Raw genomic sequence first — 12,801 nt, 5'->3', positions numbered from 1 at the left:
TTGCCTCGTCAGCCCCCCCACACCCGCTGCACTATCTGGGTGTACAGCGGAATACCCACCAGGATGTTCAGCGGAAACGTCACCCCCAGCGAGAGGCTCACGTACAGCGACGGGTCGGCTTCGGGGATGGCATAGCGCACCACGGCAGGCACCGCGATGTAGGACGCGCTGGCGGCCAGCACCATGAGCAGCACGGCGTCCCCCGTGGGCACCTGCAGCAGCCAGGCCAGCGCCAGGGCCAGGCTGGCGTGCGTCAGCGGCCCCAGCACCGCGTAAGCCAGCAGCCATGGCGACTGCTTGCGCACCGCAGGCAGGTTGCGAGCCGTGGACAGGCCCATGTCCAGCAAGAACAGGCACAGCATGCCCTTGAACAGATCGCCCGAGAACGGCTGCATGGCCGCCTTGCCGGCATCGCCAGTCACCATGCCGATCACCATGGCGCCCAGCAGCAGCAACTGGGTGCCGTCGGTGAACGACTCGTGCAGGATCTTGCCCACCGACAGGTGAGGCCCCGGCTTGCCTGGTGCGCCGCCTGCGCTTGCGCCACCCAGTGCGGGGCCCCCTGCCGACGCCATGGCGACCACCGGTGGCACGCGCAGGAGGGGGCTTGGGGCGGTGACTGCCACCGACTGCCGCTGCCGCATCGCATTGGCCAGCATCACCGCCAGGATGATGGCGGGCGACTCCATCAGCGCCATGGCTGCCGCCATGTAGCCGCCGTAGGCAATGTGCTGTGACTCCAGGTACTGCGTGGCCGTCACAAAGGTCACGGCGCTGACCGATCCGTAGGTGGCTGCGACCGCCGCCGCGTTGAAGCCCGACAGCACCCGCCGCAGCAGCGCATAGCCCACCAGCGGCACCACCACGGCCAGCAGCACCGCCAGCCCCAGACTGCTGGCCACACTGGGTGTCAGGCCTGAAGCCGCCAAGGCAAACCCGCCCTTGAGGCCCAGCGCCATCAGCAGGTAGATGGACAAGAACTTCGAGATCGCCGCCGGCATCTCCAGGTTGGATCGGACCAGGCCCGCAAACACTCCCAGGGCAAAAAACAAAATCGCGGGGTCCAGCAAGCTTTGCATCATTCAACTCCTTGTTGGGGGCCGATGCTAGGGATGTGTGGCTGCAAAGTAAAATCGATTCGAATGCGGTTATCTATAGATAAAAATCTATGAACATTACCTTTCGCCAGCTGCGGCTGTTCCTGGCACTGGCCGAGACGGGCAGCGTCAGCGCCGCCGCCAAGGTCATGCATGTCACGCAGCCCACGGCCTCCATGCAGTTGCGTGAGGTGACCCAGGCCGTGGGCCTGCCGCTGTACGAGGTGGTCTCACGCCGTGTACACCTGACCGAGGCGGGACAGGCCCTGGCCCGCACTGCGCGTGCCATTGCGGGCGAGTGGGATGCGTTCGAGCAGCGTGTGTCGGGCGCCAAGGGCCTCACCAGCGGGCGCCTCAAGGTCGCCGTGGTCAGCACCGCCAAATACTTTGTGCCCCGCCTGCTGGGCAGCTTCTGCAAGCTGCACCCGCAGATCGATATCTCGCTGGAGGTACTCAACCGCGACCACGTCATCACCCGCCTGCGCAGCAATCTGGACGACCTCTACGTCATGTCCATGCCGCCTGCGGATTTGCCGCTGGAGGACCAGATCCTCATGCCCAACCCGCTGGTTGTCATCGCCCCCGCAGGCCACCCCTTGGCCGCCAGAAAGCGCATCAAGCTCGCGCAATTGCAGACGGAGCGTTTCATCCTGCGCGAAAAAGGCTCCGGCACCCGCATGGCCACTGACGCCCACCTGCGCCAACTGGGTTTTGCGCCCAGCGCATTGCTGGAGCTGGGCAGCAACGAGGCCATCAAGGAGTCGGTGGAGGGCCAGCTGGGCGTTTCCATCGTCTCTCACCACGCCCTGGGCCCGCACCACGAGGGGCTTGCCGTGCTCAACGTGCAGGGCTTTCCCATCCAGTCGCAGTGGCACCTGGTCTGGCCCAAGGGCAAGCAGCTGTCACCGATTGCCGAGGTGTTCCGGGCGCATTTGGTGGGGGAGGTGGAGGGCTGGATGGCGCTGCGGTGATTGCGCACCCTGCGGGCTCGCCGACTGCGGCGGCCTTGGTGATGACTGTAGGGGAGGGCGCTTAACGCCGAATGCCGTGCTGCCTGCAAAGGGACGGCGCCGCCACAAGCGGGTGTTCGGTCTCAATGGACATGCCGATGGTGGATGTCCGGGTAATGCGGATGCGTGTGCTTCAGTGGCAGGTGCGTGTGTCGGTGGCTGTGTTTGCCGCTGCCGAGATGCTCTACGCCATGCGCGTGCTGGTGGTGCTCGTCATGTTCGTGTTCGTGCTCGTGTTCCAGCGCTTCGTGTTGGTGCTCATGGCTGTGGTGTTCCGTGAGGTGCAACCACACGCCCAGGCCCATCAGCGCAGCGGCCATCCAGAACACCGACGAGGTTGGCTCCGAGAACACCAACAAAGACACAACCACCCCCATGAAGGGCGCGGTGGAGAAGTACGCTCCCGTGCGGGCTGTGCCGAGCCCTCGCAAGGCCAGCACAAACAGCACAAGGCTCAGTCCGTATCCCAAAAGGCCGACAGCCATCGTTGCAGACAGTGTGGCCCACGAAGGCCAGGCGGCGCCCATGCTGATGGCCAGCGTGGTGTTGACCGACCCCGCGATCAGGCCCTTGATGCTGGCAACAAAGAGCGCGTCGGAGGCAGAAACCTTGCGTGTGAGGTTGTTGTCGATGGCCCAGCACAAGCAGGCCAGGCCCACCAGCCAGGAGCCCGTGCCGCCGGGTTGCCACGGAGAGCCGGTCTGCCAGCCCAGGGCAATGCCTCCCGCCACGATGGCAAGCATGCCCCCCACGATGCGCCGGTCGGCGTTTTCTTTGAACACCCACCAGGCAATGACTGCGGTCAGCACCGCTTCCAGATTCAACAAGAGCGAAGCCGTGGCGCCGCTGGTGGAGTGCAGTCCCAGCATCAGCGCCACCGGCCCCAGCACGCCTCCAAACAGCACGGCGCCCAGGAGCCAGGGCCATTCATTCAAGGGAATGCCAGAGGGCTTGAGCCCGCCATCGCGGACCACACGCACCAGGGCCAGTCCCAGGCCGCTGCCCAGATACAGAAGGCCTGCCAGCAGCACCGGTGGCAGGTCGCCCGTCAGCAGCTTGGCAAATGGGGTGCTGGCGCCGAACAGCACCGCTGCGCCCAGGGCGTAAATGACGCTTTGATTCATGGCGGAATTTTCTACCTGAAGGCGCCTGGCGTCTTCAGCGGCTGTGGGCCTACAGGACTGGAGTCGCTCCACCACCGATGCGCGCGGGGTGCGCCGCGCATCGAGAGGCAAGGGCGTTCTTTGCCATGACCCGCAGTGACCAGCAATGGACCGCCCCCGGCGGGCACCACTGTCAGCGGGCCTGTTTACACCAGCACGTCCCGCAAAGACGCGTCCTTGTCGAACTGCGCCTTGGCAAACGGGCACAGCGGGACCACCTTGGTGCCTGTGGCCCTGGCCCATTGGACCAGTGCGTCGAGCAGCGCGCGCCCCACACCCTGGCCGCTGAGCGATGGGTCCACCTCGGTGTGGTCCACGATGATCATCGTGGCGTTGGTGCGGCTGTAGGTCATCTCGGCCAGGCGCTGGCCGTTGTGCTCGATGTAGAACGCACCTTTGGCGTCCTGTTCCTGGTGGTGAATGGTGTGTGGCATGTTAGGGCGCAAGGGGGTATGGGTCTGCGTCAGAGTATGGTGCATCAGGTGCATCAGGTGCTGCAGTGGCGGCCCGGCCCGGCGGGGCGGGCTCCATCGGCTTGGGGCGTCTACTGGACTTGGAATGCCTCGGACAAAAACTCTGCGGTGGCGCGCACCCGGGCCGTGCGTTGCAGGTCGGGGTGCATGACTTGCCAGACCTCGTAGTCGGTCGCCCTGCGGCGCTCGGGCCAGATGCGCACCAGGCCTTCGCGCGCCCCCATCCACACCGGCATTTCACCCAGGCCAATGCCCGCCGCCACGCCCTTGCGCACCAACAGGCTGGAGCGCACGGCCAGCGCAATCCGGGCCTGGCGCGCAGGCACGCCCGCCATGGTGAGAAACGCGTTGTGCTCCAGGTAGGGCGCGTAGGCCACCAAGTGGTGGCCGCGCAGTTCGTCCTCGGGCACGGGCAGGCCAAAACGCTCGACATAGCCCGCGCTGGCGAACAGGCCCACGGGCCACGACGCCACGCGGCGCACCACCAGGTCGGGCGCCTCGGGCCGCACGTTGCGGAACGCGATGTCCACCTGGCGGTGGCTGAGGCTGAGCAACTGGGTGGACACCTCCAGGTCCACGCGAATGTGGGGCCAGTGCTGTTGCAGGCGCTCAATGGCGGGCATGAGCAGGTCGATGGCGATGGAGTCGGTGCTGGTCACGCGCACCAGGCCGCCCGGGCTGGTGTCCTGGCCCTCGATGCGGGTGCGCAGGTCCAGAGCCGCGCTTTCCATGCGGCGGGCGGCGACCAGCGCTGTCTCGCCTGCGGGGGTGAGCAGGTAGCCGTCCTTGGCGCGCAGGAAGAGCTTGGCGCCCAGTTCGGCCTCCAGCGCATTCAGCCGCCGCCCGACGGTGGCCTGGTCTACGCCCAGGCTGCGCGCAGCGGCGCGTAAGGAGGGCGCTCGCGTCAGGGCGAGAAAGATGCGGGTGTCGTCCCAGTTCATGGTCGTGCCGAGGTTGCGGATGAAAGCCTAGTGTGATGCAAATTTGCATCGCTGTAGAGCGAAATTGCTGCGTTTAAAACACCGCTTACAGCCCTATCCTTGCAGGCATTGAAAGCCATGCCTGAGGAGCAACCGCATGTCCACACCCACAACCGCACTGCCTGCGACCGAACAGCCCGCAACCACCCCACGCACCATGCAAGCTGTCGTGTTCGATGACTTCGGCGGCCCCGAGGTGATGGTGGCGCGCGAGATCCCCGTCCCCGAGGTGCGCCCGCACGACCTGCTCGTGCGCAACGCCTCCATCGGCGTCAACCGGGCCGACCTGTTGCATCGCAAGGGGGCCTACGGCCGTGCCTACTTTGGCGATGCCGACACCATGGGGCTGGAGATTGCGGGCACCGTGGTCGCCATGGGGCCTGAGGTGCAGGGCTTTGCCGTGGGCGACCGCGTGATGGGCATCGTGGGCGGCGGCGCCTACGCCGAGCTGTCGCGCATCGACCACCGCATGGCCATGCCGGTGCCTGCGGGCATGGACCTGGTGGCCGCTGGCGCCGTGGCCGAGGTGTTTGTGACGGCGCACGAGGCGCTGTTCCACCTGGCGCGCCTGCACGCGGGCGAGTCGGTGCTGATCCATGCCGCAGCGGGCGGCGTGGGTTCAGCCGCCGTGCAACTGGCCCATGCGGCGGGAGCGCGCGTGTTCGCCACGGCCGGGGGCGACAAGCGCGGCGCCGTGCTGGGCTGCGGGGCTGATGTGTTCATCGACTACCGCAGCGAAGACTTTCAGGCAGTGGTGGCGCAGGCCACGCAGGGCCGGGGCGTGGATGTGGTGATCGACTTCATCGGGGCTCCGTACCTGCAGCGCAACGTGCGGTCGCTGGCCGACGGCGGGCGCCTGGTGTCGGTGGGGCTGCTGGGTGGTGCGCAGGGGGCGGAACTGCCCATGGACGTGGTGTTGTACCGCCACCTGCAGATCTTTGGCACCGTGATGAAGTCCCGCGCGCCCGAGGTCAAGCAGGCCATGGTCCAGCGGTTTGCGCAGCAGTGGCTGCCAGCCTTGGCCGCTGGAGTGATCCGGCCGGTGATCGACAGCACGTTTGCACTGGCCGATGCTGCACAGGCCCATCGGCGCATGGAGTCTGGCGCCAGCATCGGCAAGATTCTGTTGTTGCCCGAGGCGCGCTGAGCGGGCAGGGCGTAGCGCCCAGTGCCCAGCACCCAGCTTTAGGCCCGTCTCAGCCCGCTGCGGCCGGCTTGCGGCACGCGGCAAACATGTCCAGCTCGGTGTTGTACGCCTCGGTCTTCACATCCATCAGGCCCAGTACCGAGTGGAAGTAGTGGTCGTGCGTGATGCGTCGCTCGCCCAGGTCTTGCTTCAGGCAGCCCGTGGCGAGGTGGGTGCGCGCCTGCATGGTGGGTGACAGCCAGGTGATCCAGGGTACGTGTTTTTGCACGTCGGGGGCAATGGAGTAGGGCAGGCCGTGCAGGTAGATGTTGTTCTCACCCAGCGACTCGCCATGGTCTGCTACGTAAATCATAGCTGTCTGGGCGTGTTGTTCCTGCGCTCCCAGCCACTGGAGCACTGAATCGAGGAAATGGTCGGTCTCGACGATGCTGTTGTCGTAGGCGTTGACCACCTGCTCGCGCTGGCATTCCTGCAAGGCAGTGGAGGTGCATTCGGGGCCAAACTTCTTGTTCTCGGGCGCGGAGCGCTTGTAGTACGCGGGGCCGTGGCTGCCCATCTGGTGCATCACCACCACCGTGCCACGCTGGCGCTGCTCGGCGGGCAGGGCGGCGATCTGGGCGTCCAGGTCCTTGAGCATCACGCGGTCCAGGCACTCGCCGCCAGCGCACAGCGCTGGGTCTTTCTGGGTGCTGGTAATGGTCTCGCCCACGCGGTCGCACACGCCCTTGCAGCCCGACTGGTTGTCCACCCACAGCACCGCAAGGCCGGCGTGGTGCAGCACGTCGATCAGGCTTTCGTAGTTGGCCGAGCGGCCTTCGTAGCCTGTGCGGCCCAGGTGCGAATACATGCAGGGCACCGACGCGGCGGTGCTGGTGCCGCAGGACCAGGCATTGCGCGCACTCACCAGGTCTTTGCGGGCTGACAGGCGTGGAGTGGTGTCGCGCTCATAGCCGTTCAGGCCAAAGTTGCCGCTGCGGCCCGTCTCGCCCAGCACCAGCACCAGCAGCGGGGGCTTGGCCTGGCTGGCGTAGCTGGCGCCCAGCTGGGCGTCACGGCCCAGGGGCAGGATCTTGCTGGTGTCCATGCGCAGGGGTTTGGTGGCAATGTTGCCCAGCGCGTACACGCTGTTGAGCGGGTTGATCAGGTAGCGCAGCTTGGTGTGGTTGCGCATGGTCGATGCAAAGTCCTGGAACACCAGCAGCAGGCACACCACGATGACGGCGATGGAGCCTGCCAGCAGCAGGCCGTTGTGCGCCACATGGCGCAACGCGGTCAGGCGCTGCACGGGGCGGCGGTACAGCCACAACAGGGGCGGCACGGCCAGGATGAGCACGGTGCCCAGCATGCGCAGGTTGAGCAGGTCGCCTGCTTCCTTCACGTCGGTCTGCATCACGTTGACCAGCATGCTCGCGTCGATGGCGATGCCGTAGGCCAGCATGAAGTACGCGCCAAACGCGGCCATCAGCACCAGCACCAGCACGGCGGGCTTGAGCGTCCAGCGCCAGGCCAGCAGGCTCAGCAGCGCCGCGTTGCCCGCCGCGACGATGAGCGCAAACGCCAGCGCAAAGCCCCAGCCGCGCAGGCTGCCCTGGCCGGGCAGCTGGGCCACCTCTTGCCACAGCGGCACGTTGCAGGCCGTAGCCAGCCAGGTGCTGACCAGCACCACCACCCATGCAGGATGCATGGGGCGGGGTGCAGGGGAGGCGGTGGGGGGCTCCGAGCGTGAAGCCGAGGCAAAGGGCAGCAGGCGCCGCAGGGACAAAAGCATAGCCCGTTAGTGTGCTGCCAGTTGCTTAAGCGCGCATTAATGTCCGGCGCCAAGTCCCCGCGCATGGTGGGCCAAATGGGCGCCCACAAAGCTCTGCACAAAGTAGTAGCCGTGGTCGTAACCCGCATGCCGGCGCAGCGTGAGCGGCTGGCCGATGGCCTGGCACGCGGCCTCGAACAGGTGGGGGTGCAGCTGGTCGGCCAGGAATTTGTCGTCCAGCCCCTGGTCGATGAGGATGCCCGCCGGGTAGGGCGCGATGGGCTGGTGCTGCATCAGCACCGTGGCATCGTGCTCCAGCCAGGTGGTGCGGTCGGGGCCCAGGTAGCCGGTGAAGGCCTTTTCGCCCCAGGGGCACTGGCTGGGAGCGCAGATGGGCGCAAAGGCTGACACCGTCTTGAAGCGGCCGGGGTGGCGCAGGGCGAGTGTGAGCGCGCCGTGCCCGCCCATGCTGTGGCCGAAGATGCCCAGGCGCTGCCCGTCGATGGGCAGGTGCTGGCCCACCAGGGGCAACAGCTCTTGCAGCAGGTAGCTCTCCATGCGCCAGTGGGTGTTCCAGGGGCTCTGCGTAGCGTCGAGGTAGAAGCCCGCGCCCACGCCAAAGTCCCAGCTGGCCGTGGCGCCGGGCAGGGCCAACACGGCCTCGCCGCGCGGGCTGGTGTCGGGCGCGATCAGGGCCAGGCCCAGTTCTGCGGCCAGGCGCTGGGCACCGGCCTTGATGGCAAAGGTCTCCTCGGTGCAGGTCAGCCCGGCCAGGTACAACACGGCGGGCACAGGGCCCTGTTGTGCCTGGGGCGGCAGGTACACCGAGCACTTCATCGGCAGGCCGATGGTGGTGGAGGTGTGTTGGTAAAAGCGCTGCTCGCCGCCAAAACAGGCGTGTCTGCTGAGCAGATCCAGGGGAGTGGTCATGGTGTTTGCTCTTGAATTGATAGCTGCTCAGGCAATATTTCGTAGCGCTTGAGGCAGTTTTCGCTGGTAGGGAGCCTAAAAACCGGCTCCAGGCCGTTTGTCATGGCCCGCCAGGGCCAGCACCCAGAGTGCCCTGTGGTCGCAGAGGCTGTGGGCGCTGGCGCTGTGCAGGGTTAAGCAGCGTACTTGACGACCGAGCGGATGGACTTGCCTTCGTGCATCAGGTCAAACGCCTCGTTGATGTCCTTCAGGCCCATGGTGTGGGTGACGAATGGCGCGAGCTGGATCTTGCCGGCCATCGCGTCTTCGACCATGCCGGGCAGTTCGCTGCGGCCCTTGACGCCGCCAAACGCCGTCCCCATCCACTTGCGGCCGGTGACGAGCTGGAAGGGGCGCGTGCTGATCTCTTGCCCGGCACCGGCCACGCCGATGATGACCGACTGGCCCCAGCCCCGGTGCGCGCATTCCAGCGCAGCGCGCATCACGTTCACGTTGCCGATGCACTCAAAGCTGTGGTCCACGCCCCAGGTCGTCATCTCCACGATGACCTGCTGGATGGGCTTGTCGAAGTCCTTGGGGTTCACGCAGTCGGTCGCGCCAAAGGTGCGTGCCAGGTCGAACTTGGAGGGGTTGGTATCGATGGCGATGATGCGCCCGGCCTTGGCCAGCTTGGCGCCCTGAATCACGGCCAGGCCAATGCCGCCCAGGCCGAACACGGCCACGGTGTCGCCTTCCTGCACCTTGGCGGTGTTCTTCACGGCGCCCAGGCCCGTGGTCACGCCGCAGCCCAGCAGGCAGACCTGCTCGGGGTTGGCGTTGGGGTTGACCTTGGCGAGCGAGACCTCGGCCACCACGGTGTATTCGCTGAACGTGCTGCAGCCCATGTAGTGGTAGATGGGCTGGCCGTTGTAGCTGAAGCGCGTGGTGCCGTCGGGCATCACGCCCTTGCCCTGCGTGGCGCGCACGCTCACGCACAGGTTGGTCTTGCCGCTCTTGCAGAACAGGCACTCGCCGCATTCGGCGGTGTACAGCGGGATGACGTGGTCGCCGGGCTTCACGCTGGTCACGCCTTCGCCCACTTCCACCACGATGCCCGCGCCTTCGTGGCCCAGCACCACGGGGAACAGGCCCTCGGGGTCATCACCGCTCAGGGTGAAGGCGTCGGTGTGGCATACGCCGGTGTCGGTGATCTTGATGAGCACTTCGCCCTTCTTGGGGGGGGCCACGTCGATTTCGACGATCTGCAGGGGTTCTCCGGCTTTGAAGGCGACGGCGGCGCGGGATTTCATGGGGTGGTCCTTTCGGTCAATTGGGTAGGGAATGCGGGTGGGCGATCTATTTGAGGTAGGAGCGAAGCAGCGCCAGCGTTTCGTCAATGGCTTGCTGGGACGGGGCCGGTTTTTCCGCCAGCGTCTCGCGCACATGGCTGTCGAGCAGGTCGGCCATCAGTCCGTGCACGGCGCCACGCATGGCCGCCAGCTGCTGCAGGATGGGGGCGCAGTCACTGCCTGCCTCCACCGCGCGCTCCAGCGCCTCGGCCTGGCCCTTGATGCGGCGCAGCCGGGTGATGGCGCGTTGTTTGTCTTCCGCAGTGTGGGGCATGGGCAGGCGGCTGGCTGGTCGTTCACTATGGTGTACTGGGTGGCAGTATAAAAGACAAGCACATATGCTGATTGCGCTACGGGCATTAAAAGTGCTATTACTCAGGGGGAGTATTCGAAAATTGGCAGTGAACCCCTCTCGATGAGCCATGAAAAAAGCCCGCAGGCACTGCCTGCGGGCTTTGTGGGGTGCGGGAGCGGCGCAGTGCGCCGCACCGATCAGCGGCTGGCCAGGGGAGGCACGTCGCGGCGCACGGAGCCGGTGAACAGCTGGCGGGGGCGGCCGATCTTGTACTCGGGGTCGCCGATCATTTCGTTCAGCTGGGCAATCCAGCCCACGGTGCGGGCCAGGCTGAAGATGCCGGTGAACAGGTTCACTGGGATGCCGATGGCGCGCTGCACGATGCCGGAGTAGAAGTCCACGTTCGGGTAGAGCTTGCGCTGCACGAAGTAGTCGTCTTCCAGGGCGATCTTTTCCAGTTCCTTGGCCAGCTTGAACAGCGGGTCGTTTTCCAGGCCCAGCTCGGCCAGCACTTCATTGCAAGTCTCTTGCATGAGCTTGGCGCGGGGGTCGTAGTTCTTGTACACGCGGTGGCCAAAGCCCATCAGCTTGACGCCGGAGTTCTTGTCCTTGACCTGCTTGATGAAGTCGCCGATCTTTTCCACGCCGCCTTGGGCCTGGATGTCGTACAGCATGTTCAGTGCAGCTTCGTTGGCGCCGCCGTGGGCAGGGCCCCAGAGGCAGGCCACGCCCGCGGCGATGGCGGCGAACGGGTTGGTGCCCGACGAGCCGCACAGGCGCACGGTGGAGGTCGAGGCGTTCTGCTCGTGGTCAGCGTGCAGGATGAAGATGCGGTCCAGCGCGCGTTCCAGCACGGGGTTGACCTTGTACTCTTCGCAGGGGGTACCGAACATCATGCGCAGGAAGTTGCCTGCGTAGCTCAGGTGGTTCTGCGGGTACATGTAGGGCTGGCCCATGCCGTACTTGTAGGCCATTGCGACCAGCGTGGGCATCTTGGCGATCAGGCGGATCGCGGCGATCTCGCGGTGCTGCGGATTGTTGATGTCCGTGCTGTCGTGGTAGAAGGCCGACAGGGCACCCACCAGACCGGTCAGCACAGCCATGGGGTGCGCGTCGCGGCGGAAGCCACGCAGGAAGAACTGCATCTGCTCGTTGACCATGGTGTGGTTGGTCACGCGGCTGGTGAAGTCGGTCTTTTGTGCTGCGTTGGGCAGATCGCCGTACAGCAGCAGGTGGCAGGTTTCCAGGAAGTCGCAGTTCTCAGCCAACTGCTCAATGGGGTAGCCGCGGTACAGCAACTCGCCCTTGTCGCCATCGATGTAGGTGATGGCCGACTGGGTGGCTGCTGTGGACAGGAAGCCCGGGTCATAGGTGAACATGCCCGTCTGCGCATACAGCTTGCGGATGTCGATGACGTCCGGGCCGATACTGCCCTGATAGACCGGCAGGTCCACGCTGGGGCTGCCGTTACTGAACGACAGGGTGGCTTTGTTGTCAGCTAGCTTCATTGTTACTTTCCTTGGGTAGGTTGCCGATACGAATCCGGTCTTGGTGCGAGGGCTGGGTGTCAGGCATGCACTGCCGTGGCGCCACCGCTTTGTCTCAGCATGCCGAGCACTTCACGCGCTTCTTGTGTGTCTTGTTCGCCCGAGGGCTCTCGCCGCCGCAGCAGCAGGTCCAGCAGGTCGTTGTCCGCCAGATCCATCAGCGCACGCATGCCTTGCGCGTGGCGCTGGGTCAACGTGGACTCGTAGCGGGTGAAGAACTGCTCGATGAACAGATCGTTCTCGAGCAGGCCGCGCCGGCAGCGCCAGTGCAGCTTGCTCAACTCACGCTCGTCCAGCAGCGGCGAGGCCGCCTCTGGTGCGATGGAGATGGTGGACGGTGATTGCATGGCCGGTGGCTCGGAGGGTGCAGGGTCAGATGGCGCGGCGCACCATCAGTTCCTTGATCTTGCCAATCGCCTTGGTGGGGTTCAGGCCCTTGGGGCACACGTCCACACAGTTCATGATGGTGTGGCAGCGGAACAGGCGGTACGGGTCTTCGAGGTTGTCGAGGCGCTCGCCCGTGGCATCGTCGCGGCTGTCGGCGATGAAGCGGTAGGCCTGCAGCAAGCCGGCAGGGCCCACGAACTTGTCAGGGTTCCACCAGAAGCTGGGGCAGCTGGTGGAGCAGCTCGCGCACAGAATGCACTCGTACAGGCCGTTGAGCTCGTCGCGCTCTTCGGGGCTTTGCAGGCGTTCTTTCTCGGGCAGCAGGCCTTCGTTGATCAGGTAGGGCTTGATCGAGTTGTACTGCTTGAAGAACTGCGTCATGTCCACGATCAGGTCGCGGATCACGGGCAGGCCGGGCAATGGCTTGAGCGTGATCACACCCTTGAGCGTGTTCATGTTGGTCAAGCAGGCCAGGCCGTTCTTTCCATTGATGTTCATGGCGTCAGAGCCACATACGCCTTCGCGGCAGGAGCGGCGGAACGACAACGTGGGGTCTTGTTCCTTGAGCTTGACCAGGGCGTCCAGCAGCATGCGCTCGTGACCGTCGAGTTCGATCTCGATGGTCTGCATGTAGGGCTTGGCGTCCTTGTCCGGATCGTAGCGGTAGATTTGGAATGTGCGCTTTTGCATGGTTCTG

General features: G+C 65.5%; 13 protein-coding genes. 2 read left to right on the top strand and 11 right to left on the bottom strand.

What is annotated here, in order from left to right:
- Positions 1 to 8 precede the first annotated feature (8 nt).
- Positions 9 to 1,079: a sodium-dependent bicarbonate transport family permease gene (locus IB236_RS18860; protein ID WP_056747199.1), complete on the bottom strand. Its 1,071-nt coding sequence runs from the start codon at positions 1,077 to 1,079 to the stop codon at positions 9 to 11.
- Positions 1,080 to 1,168: 89 nt separating this feature from the next.
- Between IB236_RS18860 and IB236_RS18855 the strand changes: the two genes are divergently transcribed.
- Positions 1,169 to 2,068: a LysR family transcriptional regulator gene (locus IB236_RS18855; protein WP_056747007.1), complete on the top strand. Its 900-nt coding sequence runs from the start codon at positions 1,169 to 1,171 to the stop codon at positions 2,066 to 2,068.
- 122 nt (positions 2,069 to 2,190) lie between these two features.
- Here the strand turns inward: IB236_RS18855 and IB236_RS18850 are convergent, their stop codons facing one another.
- From IB236_RS18850 to IB236_RS18840, 3 genes are all read right to left on the bottom strand, one after another.
- A complete protein-coding gene (locus IB236_RS18850) occupies positions 2,191 to 3,231 on the bottom strand; it encodes a DMT family transporter (RefSeq protein ID WP_192421777.1) in 1,041 nt (346 codons plus the stop codon).
- A gap of 185 nt (positions 3,232 to 3,416) precedes the next feature.
- The gene (locus IB236_RS18845) at positions 3,417 to 3,704 is read right to left on the bottom strand and encodes a GNAT family N-acetyltransferase (protein ID WP_108496985.1); all 288 of its coding nucleotides are present in this window, start codon (positions 3,702 to 3,704) and stop codon (positions 3,417 to 3,419) included.
- 110 nt (positions 3,705 to 3,814) lie between these two features.
- On the bottom strand, positions 3,815 to 4,684 hold the full coding sequence (locus IB236_RS18840) for a LysR family transcriptional regulator (protein ID WP_192421776.1): 870 nt from the start codon (positions 4,682 to 4,684) through the stop codon (positions 3,815 to 3,817).
- 136 nt (positions 4,685 to 4,820) lie between these two features.
- Between IB236_RS18840 and IB236_RS18835 the strand changes: the two genes are divergently transcribed.
- Entirely contained in the window at positions 4,821 to 5,870 is a 1,050-nt protein-coding gene (locus IB236_RS18835) for an NAD(P)H-quinone oxidoreductase (RefSeq protein WP_225581239.1), read from the top strand.
- A 49-nt stretch (positions 5,871 to 5,919) separates the two neighbouring features.
- Here the strand turns inward: IB236_RS18835 and IB236_RS18830 are convergent, their stop codons facing one another.
- From IB236_RS18830 to IB236_RS18800, 7 genes are all read right to left on the bottom strand, one after another.
- Entirely contained in the window at positions 5,920 to 7,638 is a 1,719-nt protein-coding gene (locus IB236_RS18830) for a phosphoethanolamine transferase (RefSeq protein ID WP_192421775.1), read from the bottom strand.
- Between the two features lie 36 nt (positions 7,639 to 7,674).
- Positions 7,675 to 8,547, bottom strand: a complete 873-nt coding sequence (gene fghA, locus IB236_RS18825) for an S-formylglutathione hydrolase (RefSeq protein ID WP_192421774.1) — start codon at positions 8,545 to 8,547, stop codon at positions 7,675 to 7,677.
- A 173-nt stretch (positions 8,548 to 8,720) separates the two neighbouring features.
- Positions 8,721 to 9,836: an S-(hydroxymethyl)glutathione dehydrogenase/class III alcohol dehydrogenase gene (locus tag IB236_RS18820; protein WP_192421773.1), complete on the bottom strand. Its 1,116-nt coding sequence runs from the start codon at positions 9,834 to 9,836 to the stop codon at positions 8,721 to 8,723.
- Positions 9,837 to 9,882: 46 nt separating this feature from the next.
- Positions 9,883 to 10,149 carry a metal/formaldehyde-sensitive transcriptional repressor gene (locus IB236_RS18815; protein ID WP_056064906.1) on the bottom strand — a complete coding sequence of 89 codons (267 nt, stop codon included), beginning with the start codon at positions 10,147 to 10,149 and terminating at the stop codon, positions 9,883 to 9,885.
- Between the two features lie 218 nt (positions 10,150 to 10,367).
- Entirely contained in the window at positions 10,368 to 11,678 is a 1,311-nt protein-coding gene (locus tag IB236_RS18810) for a citrate synthase (RefSeq protein ID WP_056064903.1), read from the bottom strand.
- A gap of 59 nt (positions 11,679 to 11,737) precedes the next feature.
- Positions 11,738 to 12,064 carry a succinate dehydrogenase assembly factor 2 gene (locus tag IB236_RS18805; RefSeq protein WP_192421772.1) on the bottom strand — a complete coding sequence of 109 codons (327 nt, stop codon included), beginning with the start codon at positions 12,062 to 12,064 and terminating at the stop codon, positions 11,738 to 11,740.
- A 25-nt stretch (positions 12,065 to 12,089) separates the two neighbouring features.
- Positions 12,090 to 12,794 carry a succinate dehydrogenase iron-sulfur subunit gene (locus IB236_RS18800; protein ID WP_056642496.1) on the bottom strand — a complete coding sequence of 235 codons (705 nt, stop codon included), beginning with the start codon at positions 12,792 to 12,794 and terminating at the stop codon, positions 12,090 to 12,092.
- Positions 12,795 to 12,801 lie beyond the last annotated feature (7 nt).

This window comes from Acidovorax sp. ACV02 (assembly GCF_014851475.1).
Classification (GTDB): domain Bacteria; phylum Pseudomonadota; class Gammaproteobacteria; order Burkholderiales; family Burkholderiaceae_C; genus Acidovorax; species Acidovorax delafieldii.
The sequence above is the reverse complement of the archived record's forward strand: the minus strand, read 5'-3'. Positions and strand labels throughout refer to the sequence as shown.

Bases quoted from the DNA above. Each gene is read 5' to 3' on its own strand.
- IB236_RS18850 (WP_192421777.1), bottom strand. From the start codon at position 3,231: ATGAATCAAAGCGTCATTTACGCCCTGGGCGCAGCGGTGCTGTTCGGC.
- fghA (WP_192421774.1), bottom strand. From the start codon at position 8,547: ATGACCACTCCCCTGGATCTGCTCAGCAGACACGCCTGTTTTGGCGGC.
- IB236_RS18810 (WP_056064903.1), bottom strand. From the start codon at position 11,678: ATGAAGCTAGCTGACAACAAAGCCACCCTGTCGTTCAGTAACGGCAGC.
- IB236_RS18830 (WP_192421775.1), bottom strand. From the start codon at position 7,638: ATGCTTTTGTCCCTGCGGCGCCTGCTGCCCTTTGCCTCGGCTTCACGC.
- IB236_RS18840 (WP_192421776.1), bottom strand. From the start codon at position 4,684: ATGAACTGGGACGACACCCGCATCTTTCTCGCCCTGACGCGAGCGCCC.
- IB236_RS18820 (WP_192421773.1), bottom strand. From the start codon at position 9,836: ATGAAATCCCGCGCCGCCGTCGCCTTCAAAGCCGGAGAACCCCTGCAG.
- IB236_RS18860 (WP_056747199.1), bottom strand. From the start codon at position 1,079: ATGCAAAGCTTGCTGGACCCCGCGATTTTGTTTTTTGCCCTGGGAGTG.
- IB236_RS18805 (WP_192421772.1), bottom strand. From the start codon at position 12,064: ATGCAATCACCGTCCACCATCTCCATCGCACCAGAGGCGGCCTCGCCG.
- IB236_RS18800 (WP_056642496.1), bottom strand. From the start codon at position 12,794: ATGCAAAAGCGCACATTCCAAATCTACCGCTACGATCCGGACAAGGAC.
- IB236_RS18815 (WP_056064906.1), bottom strand. From the start codon at position 10,149: ATGCCCCACACTGCGGAAGACAAACAACGCGCCATCACCCGGCTGCGC.
- IB236_RS18855 (WP_056747007.1), top strand. From the start codon at position 1,169: ATGAACATTACCTTTCGCCAGCTGCGGCTGTTCCTGGCACTGGCCGAG.
- IB236_RS18845 (WP_108496985.1), bottom strand. From the start codon at position 3,704: ATGCCACACACCATTCACCACCAGGAACAGGACGCCAAAGGTGCGTTC.
- IB236_RS18835 (WP_225581239.1), top strand. From the start codon at position 4,821: ATGTCCACACCCACAACCGCACTGCCTGCGACCGAACAGCCCGCAACC.